Origin of the sequence: Aeromonas sp. CD (assembly GCF_033349375.1) — a bacterium.
Lineage (GTDB): Bacteria > Pseudomonadota > Gammaproteobacteria > Enterobacterales > Aeromonadaceae > Aeromonas > Aeromonas hydrophila.
In genome coordinates this window covers 553,629-567,997 of record NZ_CP137631.1, presented here as the reverse complement: position 1 = coordinate 567,997, position 14,369 = coordinate 553,629, and the positions used below count along the sequence as shown (strand labels likewise).

General features: G+C 58.0%; 12 protein-coding genes and 1 riboswitch. Of the genes, 6 read left to right on the top strand and 6 right to left on the bottom strand.

Features of this window, described 5'->3' with window-relative positions:
* The first annotated feature begins 31 nt into the window (after positions 1-31).
* The 6 genes from menD to R2E40_RS02590 all read left to right on the top strand — a co-directional run bounded on the left by menD (position 32) and on the right by R2E40_RS02590 (position 7,258).
* Positions 32-1,762 carry a 2-succinyl-5-enolpyruvyl-6-hydroxy-3-cyclohexene-1-carboxylic-acid synthase gene (gene menD / locus R2E40_RS02615; protein WP_318164698.1) on the top strand — a complete coding sequence of 577 codons (1,731 nt, stop codon included), beginning with the start codon at positions 32-34 and terminating at the stop codon, positions 1,760-1,762.
* Positions 1,752-2,522 (top strand): 2-succinyl-6-hydroxy-2,4-cyclohexadiene-1-carboxylate synthase, encoded by a 771-nt coding sequence (gene menH, locus R2E40_RS02610; protein ID WP_318164697.1) that lies wholly within the window; start codon positions 1,752-1,754, stop codon positions 2,520-2,522. The genes menD and menH overlap by 11 nt, the downstream gene beginning before the upstream one ends.
* Positions 2,515-3,375: a 1,4-dihydroxy-2-naphthoyl-CoA synthase gene (gene menB / locus R2E40_RS02605; RefSeq protein WP_039215084.1), complete on the top strand. Its 861-nt coding sequence runs from the start codon at positions 2,515-2,517 to the stop codon at positions 3,373-3,375. Before menH ends, menB begins: the two co-directional genes overlap by 8 nt.
* On the top strand, positions 3,375-4,304 hold the full coding sequence (gene menC / locus R2E40_RS02600; protein WP_318164696.1) for an o-succinylbenzoate synthase: 930 nt from the start codon (positions 3,375-3,377) through the stop codon (positions 4,302-4,304). Before menB ends, menC begins: the two co-directional genes overlap by 1 nt.
* A 10-nt stretch (positions 4,305-4,314) precedes the next feature.
* Entirely contained in the window at positions 4,315-5,721 is a 1,407-nt protein-coding gene (locus R2E40_RS02595; RefSeq protein WP_318164695.1) for a 2-succinylbenzoate--CoA ligase, read from the top strand.
* 301 nt (positions 5,722-6,022) lie between these two features.
* The gene (locus R2E40_RS02590; protein WP_318164694.1) at positions 6,023-7,258 is read left to right on the top strand and encodes a winged helix-turn-helix domain-containing protein; all 1,236 of its coding nucleotides are present in this window, start codon (positions 6,023-6,025) and stop codon (positions 7,256-7,258) included.
* Between the two features lie 2 nt (positions 7,259-7,260).
* Here R2E40_RS02590 and R2E40_RS02585 read toward each other — a convergent pair whose 3' ends face one another.
* The 6 genes from R2E40_RS02585 to R2E40_RS02560 form a co-directional block, all read right to left on the bottom strand.
* The gene (locus R2E40_RS02585) at positions 7,261-7,812 is read right to left on the bottom strand and encodes a fimbrial protein (protein ID WP_318164693.1); all 552 of its coding nucleotides are present in this window, start codon (positions 7,810-7,812) and stop codon (positions 7,261-7,263) included.
* Between the two features lie 11 nt (positions 7,813-7,823).
* Positions 7,824-8,852 (bottom strand): fimbrial protein, encoded by a 1,029-nt coding sequence (locus tag R2E40_RS02580; RefSeq protein WP_080722397.1) that lies wholly within the window; start codon positions 8,850-8,852, stop codon positions 7,824-7,826.
* 4 nt (positions 8,853-8,856) lie between these two features.
* Positions 8,857-9,588, bottom strand: coding sequence for a molecular chaperone (locus R2E40_RS02575; RefSeq protein WP_201904513.1), 732 nt, complete (start codon positions 9,586-9,588; stop codon positions 8,857-8,859).
* Positions 9,589-9,598: 10 nt separating this feature from the next.
* Positions 9,599-12,133 (bottom strand): fimbria/pilus outer membrane usher protein, encoded by a 2,535-nt coding sequence (locus R2E40_RS02570; protein ID WP_318164692.1) that lies wholly within the window; start codon positions 12,131-12,133, stop codon positions 9,599-9,601.
* Between the two features lie 67 nt (positions 12,134-12,200).
* Complete coding sequence (locus R2E40_RS02565; RefSeq protein WP_181014754.1) at positions 12,201-12,590, bottom strand: hypothetical protein; 390 nt, start codon at positions 12,588-12,590, stop codon at positions 12,201-12,203.
* Positions 12,591-12,689: 99 nt separating this feature from the next.
* Positions 12,690-13,223: a fimbrial protein gene (locus R2E40_RS02560; protein ID WP_318164691.1), complete on the bottom strand. Its 534-nt coding sequence runs from the start codon at positions 13,221-13,223 to the stop codon at positions 12,690-12,692.
* Positions 13,224-14,219: 996 nt separating this feature from the next.
* Positions 14,220-14,305, top strand: a riboswitch (cyclic di-GMP riboswitch).
* Positions 14,306-14,369 lie beyond the last annotated feature (64 nt).

Sequence of the window (14,369 nt, the reverse complement as noted above, 5' to 3'; positions counted from 1 at the left end):
TTTCTCACCGTTTCCTCACTGCGAGAGCCTCATGTCCGCGCGCCAAGAGTTTGCCAGCCACCATGCCACCTTCAACCACGTCTGGTCTTCCCTCTTGCTGGAGGAGCTCTTTCGCCTCGGCGTGCGCGACATCGCGCTGGCCTCCGGCTCGCGCTCGGCGCCGCTCACCATGGCGGCCGCCGCCCACCCCGGCTTTCGCCGCCATCTGCACTTTGACGAGCGTGGCCTCGGCTTCATGGCGCTGGGGCTGGCCAAGGGCAGCGGCCGTCCGGTCGCGGTGATCATGACCTCGGGTACCGCAGTGGCCAACCTCTGGCCGGCGGTGGCCGAGGCCCAGCTCACCGGCGTGCCGCTCATCATTCTCTCTGCCGACAGGCCGCCCGAGCTCATCGACAACGGGGCCAACCAGGCCATCGATCAGCAGGGGATCTTCGGCCGTTACCCCGTCTATCAGCAGAACCTGCCGAGCCCCACCGCCACCATCCCGGCCGCCTTCGTGCTGAGCTCGGTGGATCAGGCGCTGGCCCAGCAGGCGCGCACTCCGGGGCCGGTGCACTTCAACTGCATGTACCCCGAACCCCTCTATCCGGGCGACGCCTATCTGGACTGCTCCGCCTACCTGGCCCCCCTCGGCGACTGGCTCAGCTCGTCCGAGCCCTGGAGCCCCTGGCAACTGGCGCAGGCCCCCTGCCCGTGTCAGCCCGACTGGGACGAGCTGCAGGGCAAGCGCGGCCTCATCGTCGCCGGCCGCATTCAGGATCCAGTTCAGGCCAAGGCGGTTGCCGCGCTGGCCGAGCGGCTCGGCTGGCCTCTGCTGGCTGACCTGCAGAGCCAGCTGCGCTTCGATGGTCGCAACCTGGTGCACGCCGATCTCGCCCTGCAACACAGCGGCTTCGTGGCCGAACTGGCCCGGGCCGAGGTGCTGCTGCAATTTGGCGCCCGCCTCATTTCCAAGCGGCTCGGCCAGTTCATCAAGCAGCAGCCCTGGCAGGCATACTGGCTCATCGACCCGCAGCCAGCCCGGCTCGACCCGGACTACCGGCTGCGCCGCCGCCTGCTGTGCGAGCCCGGTGCCTTTGCCGCCGCCCATCCGGTGGCGCACCCGCACCTGCCCTGGCACCGGCTGGCGGAGCGCCAGCAGGCCGTGAGCCAGCAGGTGCGCAGCGCCTGCGAGCGTTTCTCCGAACTCGGGGTGTGCCATCGCCTGAATCAGCTGATCAGGGGCCAGCTGTTTGTCGGCAACAGCATGCCGGCCCGGCTGATGGACATGCTCGGCGAGGTGGGCAAGGGCCCCAGCCGGGTGATGACCAACCGCGGCGCCTCCGGCATCGACGGCCTCATCGCCACCGCCTACGGCTTCGCGCAATCGGTCCAGCCGGGCAGCAATGAGCCCACCACCCTGCTGCTCGGTGATCTCAGCGCCCTGCACGATCTCAATAGCCTCGCCCTGCTCGGCAAATCGAGCCGGCCGCTGGTGGTGATCCTGCTCAACAACGACGGCGGCAGCATCTTTCGCATGTTGCCGGTGCCGACCCAGGACGCGCTGCTGGAGACCTACTACTGCCTGCCCCACGGCCTGCACTTCGAGCACGCCGCCGCCATGTTCGGCCTCCACTACCGGGCGCCGGCCACCCTCGCCGACTTTGAACGGGATTACACCGCCGCGCTGGAAAAGGGGGTAACGCTGATTGAAATCAAGGTCTCCAGCAGCGAAGTCGCCGAGGATCTGAAGGCACTGGGAAGCGCGATCCGTGGCAGCTAGTGCCGATAAGCCGACGCTGGTGCTGCTGCACGGCCTGCTCGGCGATGCCAACGACTGGCAACCCGTGCAGGCGGCCCTGGCCGACCTCCCCAGTCTGGCGCTGGATCTGCCGGGCCACGGCAGCAACCAGGCAGTGCGGGTCGCGGGGTTCGAGCAGACCCATCGCTGGCTGTGTGACGAGCTGGCCGCGCGCGGCATCGGTCGCTACCAACTGGCGGGCTATTCGCTGGGCGGGCGACTCGCCCTCTATCACGCCAGCCAGTCGCCGGTGGGGCTGCAGGCCCTGCTGCTGGAGAACTGCCACCCCGGCCTGCCACCGGCAGAGCGGCCCGCCCGCCTCGCCCACGATGAAAGCTGGGCTCGGCGCTTCGAGCAGGAGCCCCTGGCGGCCGTGCTGGCCGACTGGTATCGGCAGGAGGTGTTCGCCGATCTGGGCGAGGATGCCCGCGCCCGCCAGATAGCCCGCCGCCTTGGCAACGACGGCAAGGCCGTGGCCGCCATGCTGCGCGCCACCTCCCTGGGCCAGCAGCCGGATCTCGCCCCCTGGCTGGCGCAAGGTGCGCTGCCGGTCACCTACGTGAGCGGCAAGCGGGATCACAAATTCCATCAGCTGGCTTGCCTCATGGCGAGTCAGCATCGCAAAATCAACCACTTGGAGCTGGATGGCGGCCACAATCTGCATGCCCACCAGCCTGAGACTTTTGCCCGGCTCCTCGCGGAGTGGGTCAACCAACAACAAGAAGAGAAGCGTCATGATTGAAGCAATGACTGAAGCGGAACTCTATGCCCCCGTCGAGTGGCGTGATTGCTCCGCCGGTTACGAGGATATCCTCTATCACAAGTCCGACGATGGCATTGCCAAGATCACCATCAACCGCCCCCAGGTACGCAACGCCTTCCGCCCCCGCACCGTCAAAGAGATGCTGCAGGCGCTGGCCGATGCCCGCTACGACGATCAGGTCGGCACCATCATCCTGACCGGCTTTGGCGAGAAGGCCTTCTGCGCCGGCGGTGACCAGAAGATCCGTGGCGACTACGGTGGCTACCGCGACGACGAGGGGACTCATCACCTCAACGTGCTCGACTTCCAGCGCGACATCCGCACCTGTCCGAAACCGGTCGTTGCCATGGTGGCCGGCTACGCGGTCGGTGGCGGCCACGTGCTGCACATGATGTGCGATCTGACCATCGCCGCCGACAACGCCCAGTTTGGCCAGACCGGCCCGAAAGTGGGCTCCTTCGACGGCGGCTGGGGCGCCTCCTACATGGCCCGCATCGTCGGCCAGAAGAAGGCCCGCGAGATCTGGTTCCTCTGCCGTATGTACGATGCCAAGCAAGCCCTTGACATGGGGCTGGTCAACACCGTCGTGCCGCTGGCGGAGCTGGAGCGTGAAACCGTGCGCTGGTGCCGCGAGATGCTGCAGAACAGCCCGATGGCGCTGCGCTGCCTGAAGGCCGCCCTCAACGCCGACTGCGACGGCCAGGCCGGCTTGCAGGAGCTGGCGGGGAATGCCACCATGCTGTTCTACATGACCGAAGAGGGTCAGGAAGGGCGCAACGCGTTCAACGAGAAACGCCGTCCCGACTTCTCCAAATACAAGCGGAATCCCTGATGACACTCGCTCTCTATCGCTACCAACTGCCTTTTACCCAGCCCCTGACCTTTCATGGCAAGGTGGAGGTGGCGCGAGAGGGCCTGCTGGTCCGCGTTGACGACGGCTGGGGGGAAATCGCCCCCCTGCCCGGCTTCTCCCGCGAGAGCCTGGCCGAGGCGCAAGCCGAAGCCATCGCCTGTCTGGAGCGGCTGGCGGCGTGGCAGGAGATCGCCCCGCAGCTCCCTGCGGTACAATTCGGGCTGGACTGCGCCCGCCGCTGCTGGCCTGCCCAGACCACTGCGCTGCCGGAGCCTTATCCGCTTATCCAGGGTTCCCCCCAGGAGCTGCTCAAGCACTGGAAGAACTGGCTGCACAAGACCCCCAGCAAGGCCAAGCTGAAAGTGGCCCGCTACCCCATGCGCGACGAGCTGGCGCTGATCCGCCTGCTGTGCGACCGCATCCCTACCCTCAAGCTGGTGCTGGACGCCAACCAGGGCTGGACCCGCGAGGAGGCCTGGGCCTTCTGCGGCCATCTGGATCCAAACCGGATCGAGTACCTGGAAGACCCCTGCGCCGACTTTGCCGACATCGCCTTCGTGGCCAACCGTACCGGCATGCCGGTGGCCATCGACGAGCTGCTGGCCCAAGGCAAGCCGTGGGAGCCCATTCCCCAGCTGCGCGCCCTGGTGCTCAAGCCCACCCTGCTCGGCTCCCTGGCCCACTGCGAGGCGCTGGTTGCCCGCGCTCGCGAGCTGCGCCTCAAGGTGATCGTCTCCTCCTGCTTCGAATCCGGCCTCGGCCTGAACCAGCTGTTTCATCTGGCAGGCGAATGGGCGCCGGATCAGGCCCCCGGCCTGGATACCCGGCGCTGGCTGGCCACCGATCTGCTGGACGCGACCGGCAAACCCGACCTGAGCCTGCTGGAGCCCCTGTTTCACCGTGATTGAAGGGGCCTGCATGCCACCGCTATCTGACCATCACCACCCTCTGCAACCTTGCCCGGTGCGTCACTGGGCGAGGTCCGCCCCGGACCGCATCGCCATTCACGCCGCCGACCCGCTCACCTACCAACAGCTGGATGCCAGACTCAACAGCCTGTGCCGGCAGCTGGGGCAGGCGGGCCTACAGGCCGGTGATCGCCTCGCCACCGTGGTGCGCGGCGCCCTGCCCGACCTGCTGCTGGCTTGGGCCTGCGTGCGCAGCGGCATCGTCTTCTGCCCGCTCAATCCCGCCTTTCCATTGGCGCGACAAGCGGAGCTGGCGGCCCTGCTCGCCGTCAGGGCCTGCTGGTCGGCAGGCGAGATCCCGACTGGCAACTGGCAACCACTGCGGCTCGACTTCACCCATGAGCTGGCGGTGGACGAGGGCAACTGCATGCTGGATCCTGCCCGGCTCAACAACATGATCCTCACTTCGGGGTCCAGCGGCACGCCCAAGGCCGTGGTACACCGGCTGGCCAATCATCTGGCCTCGGCTCGGGGCTCGGCCGCCGTGATCCCGCTCGATGCCGAGTGCGGCTGGCTGCTCTCCCTGCCGCTGTTTCATGTCGGCGGTTACGCCATCCTGTTCCGGGTCTTTCTGGCAGGTGCAGCCCTGGTGCTGGACGATCGCAGCCGCCCGCTCAGGGAGCGGCTCGAACAGCAACCCATCACCCATCTCTCCCTGGTGCCGACCCAGCTCTGGCGGCTACTGGCGGAGGGCTTCGATCCCGCCCAAACCCGGCTGCGCGAGCTGCTGCTCGGCGGCGCCGCCATTCCCCAGCCCCTGGTGAACCGGTTGAGCGCCATGGGGCTGGTGCCCAAGGTGAGCTACGGCCTCTCCGAGATGGGCAGCCAGGTCTGCACCGGCCGGCCGTCCACCGCCGGCGTGGTGGGCAAGGCGCTGCCGGGACGGGAGGTCTGCATCCAGCAGGGGGAGATCTGCGTGCGCGGTGACACCCTGTTTGCCGGCTATTTCAAAGCAGGTGGGCTGGAGCGGCCGCTCAATGAGGCAGGCTGGTTCCACACCCGCGACAAGGGGCATTTCACCGCGGATGGCGAACTGGTGGTAGAGGGGCGGCTCGACAACCTCTTCATCTCCGGCGGTGAGAACATCCAGCCCGAGACCATAGAGCAGCGGCTGGTGGATCACCCCGCCGTGGCACAGGCGCTGGTGGTGCCGGTGCCTAGCGATGAGTGGGGGCAGCGCCCGGCCGCCTTCATCGACTGGCATGGCGAATCTGTGTCCCCTGCCGAGCTGGCGGCCTGGATCCGGCAGGTTCTGCCCGGTTTCATGGTGCCGGACCAGTGGCACCCCTGGCCCGATCTGGGCGGTCACCTCAAGCCGCAGCGCAAGCAATATCAGAATATTCTTAAGGCGCAATAATCACTCCTGCGACAGGACCTGGCATGCAGGAGTCATCCAAATACGCACATTATTCGAAAGAAAATGCTGGCGGTGTCAAAATCTTCCTCACAGGCCCAAGTAAGTGAGAACGATTACATAAATGGCTATTTTTTTGCACGTTTTTTGAACTGAATTAATTACCTGTAGTACCATATCCGCCATCATGCATTTCAATGGAAAGGTAACCGTTTGATAGTTAAAGACATTGTCAATTTTGCATTATTTGAACAAAGACTGCATGGTGGTAAAATGCTCTCCTTGGCAGTAAGGCGAGTCACACATGAGTAACAAAAATTATAAAATTGCAGAGGAGATATTTTTCTCCGCGGCAATATTCCGGCTCTCTAAGGGAGAAAAGGACATCAAGCTCAGCAACAAAGAAGCCGAGCTGCTCGAAATGCTGTGTGATGAGGCAGGCAGTGTCATTCCAAGAAGCAAACTGCAAGATGCCTTGTGGCCAAACCAGGACAATACCGATACCAATCTGAACCGGCAGATCCTCTCATTGAGAAGAAAGCTGGAATCATTCGGTTTGATGGATGCGATCGATACCATCCCACGCGTGGGATATATCTTTTGTGCCCCTATTGAGGCTGCTGGAGAGACCGAAGAAGCTGCACCCAATGAAGAAACTCAAGCGGCGATCCCTGCTCATGCGCCTCAGGCCAGACGGCAATATACTCGCCGAAAATATGACCGCTATTTCAGCCCAAAGCGTATTCTGCTGTTTGCTCTACTACTTATCTCACTGACTTCGCTGGCTATCGTCATCTATAACTATGCGACGGCAAATACGCTGCGCACCATCAATCTCAGCCAGATTTCCCTCTATATGACCAGCGAGACGGAAAAAGCGCTGAATGTGAAAATCGATTCGCTGACCCCCTTGATACAGCGTATTTCGCGCAAGGCGGATGAACAGGTTTCCATTCTGGTCGGTAAAGAAGCCATCAGCTATTTCTCCATCGACAATAACAGCAGAAAATTATCCGAGAATGTCTTTCTGCTGCGCAGCGGTCATCCAGTGGCTGAAGAAGTACAATGTGTGATCACCACCATGACTCAGCAGGGAGACAATGTTTCCCACAACTATTACAACAATCCAGATACCACAGTCCGTTATCACCGCAATTGCCAGGCGCCGGACAACTGGGTGGAGATGACCAGAAAGAGCAAATTCATTGTCACCATGAACAGGGAAATAGTGGTGGCAACCGTGATCGCCACCGACAATCAGGGCAAAACACTGTTCAATCTGGATTCCGTCGGGGATCTGGAGCGGGATGATGGCGATATTTCGGTCGAGGTGAAAAATACCATCGTCAATTTCATTGATCAGCAGGCACTGACCAGCAATGGCATGGTAGCAACCCTGGTAGCGGCGTTGACGCCACCCAAACAAACGGCACAATTTGTTCAGTTGCCGGGCGGCATTTACCTCTCCAATTATCTGGGTGGCGTCATCACCTGGCCCAGCCTCGGCAATTCAAAGGTCATCCAGCGCAACGACCTCTGAGTTTATTCATAAGCAACGATGAAGTTGGCAACGGCGGAATAGTCACCTGGCAGGATGTTCTTGGCCGCCAGCGCATCCGGGTGCCCTTCCACCCGGGCAAAGAATTGCAGCTCATTGTCTGCGCTGCCGCCCAGCAAATAACCGCGGGAGGGAGTGCCCAGATCCAGGGGTGTCTGGGTCACGTCATACAAGCGGATACCGGCGCCCTTGGCAATGCCCGCGGTAAAGGCCAGCCCGCCGCTGAGCTGGGCATCCTTCGAGCCGGTAAAGGTCACCTTGGCCATGCGGAAAATCCCCGGCTTGCAGTTGGTCAGGCGGATGGAGAAAGGTACCTGCTCCCCGGCCCCGTTGGCATAGAGCTGCTTGACATCGACCACCCCCATCTCGACCTCCTGCTCAAGGGATTCGGGGGAAACCACACAGGGCTGGTCGATTATACGGCCATGGAGATGGACCGTATTGCCAAGCAACTCCAGGTCATTGCTGGCACGGGGAGCTGCCGTTACCGCCAACAACGGGCACAGCGCCAAGCCTATCCACAATGTCCGTAGCATAAAACAACTCCTCATTGGAACTCGGCAACGATAGTAGCAGTGGCATAAAAGTCACCGGCCGGGATATCCGCACCTACTGGTGTTACCGGTGCGGCGATAAAGCCCCAGTCACCAATATTTCCCTGCATGGAAACCGGATAAAACGTATTCAAATGCAACTGTGAACCATCCAGCTGCTTGAACTTGATCCCCAAATCGGAAATGACATTTCCACCTTGATAACCATCTCGGGTTGTCCGCAGATAGTCTTGACTGAAAGAGGTTGGCTTTCCAGAAATACCAAGATTGATCTTCAAGGCATCCCCTTCGAAGACACCACCACGACATTGAAATGTCAGAGGAACCGTCTTTTCAAAATTATTCCCATCCAATCCCGAGCCAGGCAAATCACCAAACTCTACTTCAATAGTCTGCCCACCATTAATCACGCACTCTTCTGGAACATATAAGATTGCAGATGTAATCGTAATTCGAGACATTGGCAAATTATTGAAATCTGTAGTGGTAGACCCTAAGCGGCCATACATTTCTACCACTTGACGATCTGATATTTGCACACCGTTAATTATTTGCTTTCTTACACGGAATGTTACTCGCCCGCGGCTACCACTTTCGAAATTATTTATTCTTGTCTCTTTCCCCTTAGTACAAGAGTAATTTGGGTAATCGTTACTTTCATTCGGAAATGGTGCTGTAACAAATTTTTTCTTCCAACCGGCTATCCAAATTTCGACCTTCATATCCAGAAAGTCATTTAGCTTTACAAAACCATCACCTGCTTGAGGCAAGCCATCCGTCATGGTCGCCTTATAGTACACTGGAGATTGTGGAATGCTTCTATCCGGACAAGTAACGATACCTGAATATTGCCCACCTAAGTTCCACTCAAATGCCTTGGTAGTAAAACCAGGTTTGTTTTGAATATCAGCCTTGTCCAACGATATATAGTAATCATGAGTTGGGTTGGGCGTCACATAGCCATTTGCCAATGCCGTTCCTGCAAACAGCATAAGGCTTGAACAGAAGATGGAACGTAACATGACCTTACTCGCTCTTGATGGCTTTACAGGCATTGCCTGTGCACTGGTATTTGATATCCATATATCCGCCGTAGTCATTGACGTAGCTGATCACAAATTCATTGCCCAGGGTTTCCGGGATGGTGACCGTCTGCTCTGACTTGGGGGCAACCATAAAGGCGGAGAAACCCTTGATGGTGGTCCGCTCCTTGCCCTGTGGATGGCCGAGGCCCACGTAGGTGATGTAGTAAGGAGTCGGGTTGTTGACCTTGAGGGCCTTGCCCTGCTTGGTGATCAGCACCTGATCCTGCCAGATGGCGCCGCGCTCGGGCAGGATGGCCTCGGGGCGGTAGAACAGCTTGATCTTGGACTGCACGGCAATCTGCATCACGTTGCTCTTCTCGCTCTTGGGCGGGATCTCGCGCAAGTTGAAGTAGTAGATGGATTCGCGATCCTTGGGCAGGCTGTCGATGGCCGGCACACTGGCGATCCGCACGATGGACTTCTGGTTGGCGTCCACCCGCTGCACCGGCGGCAGCACCACGAAGGGAGACGCGATCTTCTGGCCCTGGGCATCTTCAATCCAGGCCTGCGCCAGGTAGGGCAACTTCTGGTTCTCGTTCTTGATGTTGAGGCTGATGGACTTGGCACCGCCCGGATAGACGACACGAGTACGGTCCAGCACGATGGCAGCGCTGACGTTGAGCGAGGTCATGCCCAGCACGGCCAGACAGGTATAAGAGAGCAGCTTTTTCATCGGTATCCCATTACTTGCAAGTGAGAGTCTTCATCGACAGATCGGTTACTTGTTGCGGCGCCACTATCTTGCACTGGCGGGCGCCGCCCCAGGAGAGTTCAAACGCTTCATTCGGTTTCACCCCGGTCAGATAGACCAGGCCATCTTCATCCACCACCGAGAGTACCCGGCCGGAATCCTTGACGACGGTGGCACCAAACGGCGGCACTGAACCATCGGGCAGTTTGACGTTGGCCAGCAGCTTGAACCCTTCGGCCATTTCGAAGGCATTATACCCAATTGCGCCCTCGGTCAGGGTCCCCTGCTTGATGGCGTTCATCGCATCGATGTCATCGCTCAGCTGATCCACGTCCACCCGGGTGTCGCTCTTGCGATAGTCGGTCATGTCGCTGATCACCGCGACGCCAAAGCGGTTGGTCACGGCGCGGCCATTGTTGAAAGAGACGCCGGAGGTCTTGTCGGTATCCACCATCATGCGGGTACCACCACGGCGGGTCGCCTGGTGCAGGGCCGCACCGTGCTGGGTCGCCGTCAGGCCGCCACGCAGGCTGGCCCCGACCGAGGTGTATTCGCTCTGCACGCTGTAGGCGTTGAGGCTGACCGCCCCGATGTCGCTGTTGTGGTTGTAGTAGCCCCGCGCCACGGCGTGGCCGTTGCTCTGCACGCCCGCCCCCAGCTGATAGGTATCATCCGGCCGGCTGTAATCCTGGTAGGTGGCCAGATGGGTGACCTTGCCATTGGAGGACTGCACGCTGTATCCCGCGCTCTTTCTGTCCCCGATCGGCATGCTCAGGGTCAGCATGACGCTCTTGTCATCCTCGTAGTTCTCGGTCTTGGTCTTGTAGGCCGACACATAGACGGAGACATCCTTGAAGCTGCCGATGTTCACGTTCTTGTTGATGGAGAGGCCGTAACGATCCTCGGCATCGTGCTCCCAGTAAGTTCTGTGGGTGTAGTCCAGATAGACGGTCAGCGCCTTGGCCGCATCCTCCGCCCAGAAGGTCTTGTTGGCGGTGATGGTATAGAGCTCCTTGTCACCCCAGGTGTTGTAGTCATCGCTCGAGGTCGTGGTGTTGTTCTCCAACCGATCCTTGTTGCTCAGGAACTGCGACATGGTCATGAAGTTGTGCTGGGAGAAGCGATAACCGGCGAAGGTGATCGAGCTGTTGTATTCATCAAACTGCTTGGCGTAGTTCACCCGCACCGACTGGCCAATCTTGGTGGAAAGGCCCGGCAGCTTGGCGATGGACTGGGTCAGGTCGGCCGAGATGGCACCGAAGGCATAGAGATCGCGACCGATACCGAGCCCCATGGAGTTGTATTCACCCGCAACCAGGCTGCCACCGTACAGCGACCAGGAGTTGGCCACCCCCCAGGAGAAATCACCGGTCACAAAGGCAGGGCCGTGCACATCGTGCACCGAATCCGTCTGTTCGGAAGGCGCACCCACCGCCAGGTTGTATCGGACGTAACCGGGACGGGTCAGATAGGGGACGGTCGCGGTGTCTACCTGGAACGAGCTGACACTGCCATCCTGCTCCTCCACCCGTACGTCGAGACGACCGCGCACCGAACTGTCCAGCCCCTGGATGCGAAACGGACCGGCCGGCACGTTGGTCTCATAGATGATCCGGCCGGACTGGGAGATGGTGACCTTGGCGTTGGTCTTGGCGATGCCGCTCACTTCCGGCGCATAGCCCTGCAGACTTGGCGGCAACATGCGCTCGTCATTGGCCAGGTTGACGCCGGTATAACGGAAGCCGTCGATCAGCTGGGAGTTGAGCTGCTGCTCGCCCACCGTCAGCTTGGCAGCCATATCGGTCAAGGGGCGATAGGCATAGATACGGTTCAGCTCGGTCGATGTCCGTTCATTGTCGCCCCAGTAAGAGCTGGCCTGATAGTCGCCCCGCAGACGCCAGGCGCCGTAGTTGAACCCCAGCGTACCGTAACTGCTGATGTTGCGATTGGAGTAACCATCCCCTTCGTTGACCTGGGCGTTGATGTTGTAATCCAGCATCATCCCCGGGATCCCCTCATCCCACTGTTCGGGCGGAATCCAGTTCGGATCGCTGTATTTCATCCACGCCTGAGGCACGGCGATGCGCAGCAAGCCGTTACCTATGTCATTGGAGATCACCACACCGTCCAGCGCCAGCAGGTTGGCACACTGGCCATCGTGCCAGGTATCGATCTTGGCGATGGCCTCGTCGGTCAGCGCCAGCTTGGGGATAACTTCTTGCGGCAGGCAGGCCACCCCACCCTTTCCCTTGCCGGTGTCAGTCTCGTAGAAAGGTATCTTCTGCAGGGGCAGCTTGTTCTTGTTGACCTCGATCTCGAGGTAATAGTCGCCGGGCAGGATGTAACCTTCGTCGGCAAACTGGGAGAGGTCGATCTTGGTCCGTTCGTCCAGATCGAGCGCATCAATATTAAACTCCGTTTCTGCCCATGCGTGATTTGCCACCGCCATCAGGCCGGGCACGCATAGCATAAAAGCCATTTTTGAATAATGTTTTTTTCTCACAGAGTCTGATGTTGAAACGCTCATATTTTCACTCTAGGAATTGCATAACGGTCTCACGTAATGAGGTATCTACACTAAGCAATTAGCTTGCTTACATATAATTGAGTTCAAACAGTGTCGTACTGTCCGGAAAAAACAGCTGACTACTGGTGAGCCCCAAATTGAATTCCAAATCACTGTTGACGATATCCGAAATAATAAAATGCTCGCCGGATACCTTGTGATATTGGCCGTTGTTGAGAATGCCCAGCTCATCGCTCATGGCACCGCGCACGGACATGGAAATAAAAGGCAGTGATGCCTCCGTCGCCCCATCGACCTGACAGCCGCTGATTTTCAGCGTGCCCGGTTGCTGAGCCTGCAGCGGAATGCTGCGCAGCACCTCCAGCGTACAGCCCGATTCGGCCAGTCCATCCGTGCGTTCGTTGGCGTGGACTGATCCCGCCATCATCACCAGCTGCAGCGCCATAGCTGCCATCATTGAAGTTTTCATGATCAAGGTTCGATGTGAGGAAACAGAAGGTGTGAGGTTGTGGTGGCTCGCACCACCACAACCCTGATCACACGTTAAGGCACTCTATTACTCGTAGGAGAGAGTAAAGTTGGTTACTGCAGTGAAAGCGCCGGCTTTCAGCGGGTTGGCGGTCTGATCGGTATAACCTTTCAGCACGGCGCTGAAGGGCAGCTCGTTGTCACCGTTGACCAGGTTGAAAGCGGCAGTCGGAGTACCCAGCACGATCGGGGCACCACCCGGCGCACTCATCTTGATACCAGCACCGGCAGCACCACCACCGATCACCAACAGACCATCCTGCTCGGAGGCACCGCTGAAGGTTACCTTGACGGCATCTTCTTTCTCGGAGATTTCACAGTTCAGCAGCTTGATGCTGAACGGCTTGGAGTTGGACTCACCACCGTTGACCAGCTCTTTGGTGCTGACCTGGCCCATTTCAACTACCTGGTCAACAGACTCAGGAGCAACGGAGCAAGGAGCGTTGATGATTTCACCATTGAAGGTGACTTTGCCTGAACCAGCGCCACCGGCAGCAACAGCGGAGCCGCACAGCAACATGGAACCAACACCCATAGCAACCAGAATCTTGTTAGCTTTCATTCGTTTATACCTACATTAACGTGTGTTGTACTGCATCACTCCAATCATGCTGGAGTCACGATCTTCAGTGATGCCGCGATATACTGCACAGCAACTGCTGGTGCCCAACCTCCTCATTAAGCCGGTGAGGGGTCATGCCAATAATCAGCTGTGCCTTTTAAGGTCTATTTAAATAAGCAAAAGCAGCACACCGCATCAGGGGCAGTTCCCGCTACACCTCATCTGCACAACTACATACATCCTTGTCGTCTGTGCAGAAAGCCGTGTTCCGCTTTTGCTTGATGGACAAATTAACGACTCATATGATGCACATCAAATACATTTTGATTTTTATAAATTCAGTTATAAACACATATAAAACAATCACTTAAAATCAAACCGGAACATTGGCGAACGCCATAAAATAAATAACGCTCATATAGCAAACACCCATTGCATAATTTGAAGTCGGATATTTTTAATCACTCAACAAGCATTAACAAAAACACAACAAAATAATGTTTTAGAAGTATTTTAGGTGATTTTAAAAATACCCATAAAGCAATAGTAAAAACGGCTCACTCATATCGCCAGGTAATCAGGTAATCAGGTAATCAGGTAATCAGGTAATCAGGTAATCAGGTAATCAGGTAATCAGGTAATCAGGTAATCAGGTAATCAGGTAATCAGGTAATCAGGTAATCAGGTAATCAGGTAATCAGGTAATCATTTTAACCCATTAGGCATGGAGGAAAGTTGATATCTCTGCTGTTGCCACCTTCCTGTGTGACCCTGGTTTTAATTCACCAGATGCCAGCCATGTATTTTCACCACAGAATAAGGCTTCGTCGAAAACCAGTAGCCAATAGTGATGAGCAAGATTGGATATATACCGCCTAATATGGGCCAGACCATATATTTCCTGTCACGGTCATATATAAAATTTTATTTGTGACTGATATCCCATACTTTTTTATGGCGATTGATTTCTCAAAGTGGGGTGTTATCATCTAAACATAGAGTAAAGGGCAAACCGGTCGAAAGGTCGGGACGCAAAGCCACCGGTCTAAGGGTTCATAACCTAAGACAGCGGAGCTGCCATCTGAGAAGAGCGATGTCATCAGTTGTATCTGTGTCATTCTCTTTGATTGCGTTGCCCTTTTCGTA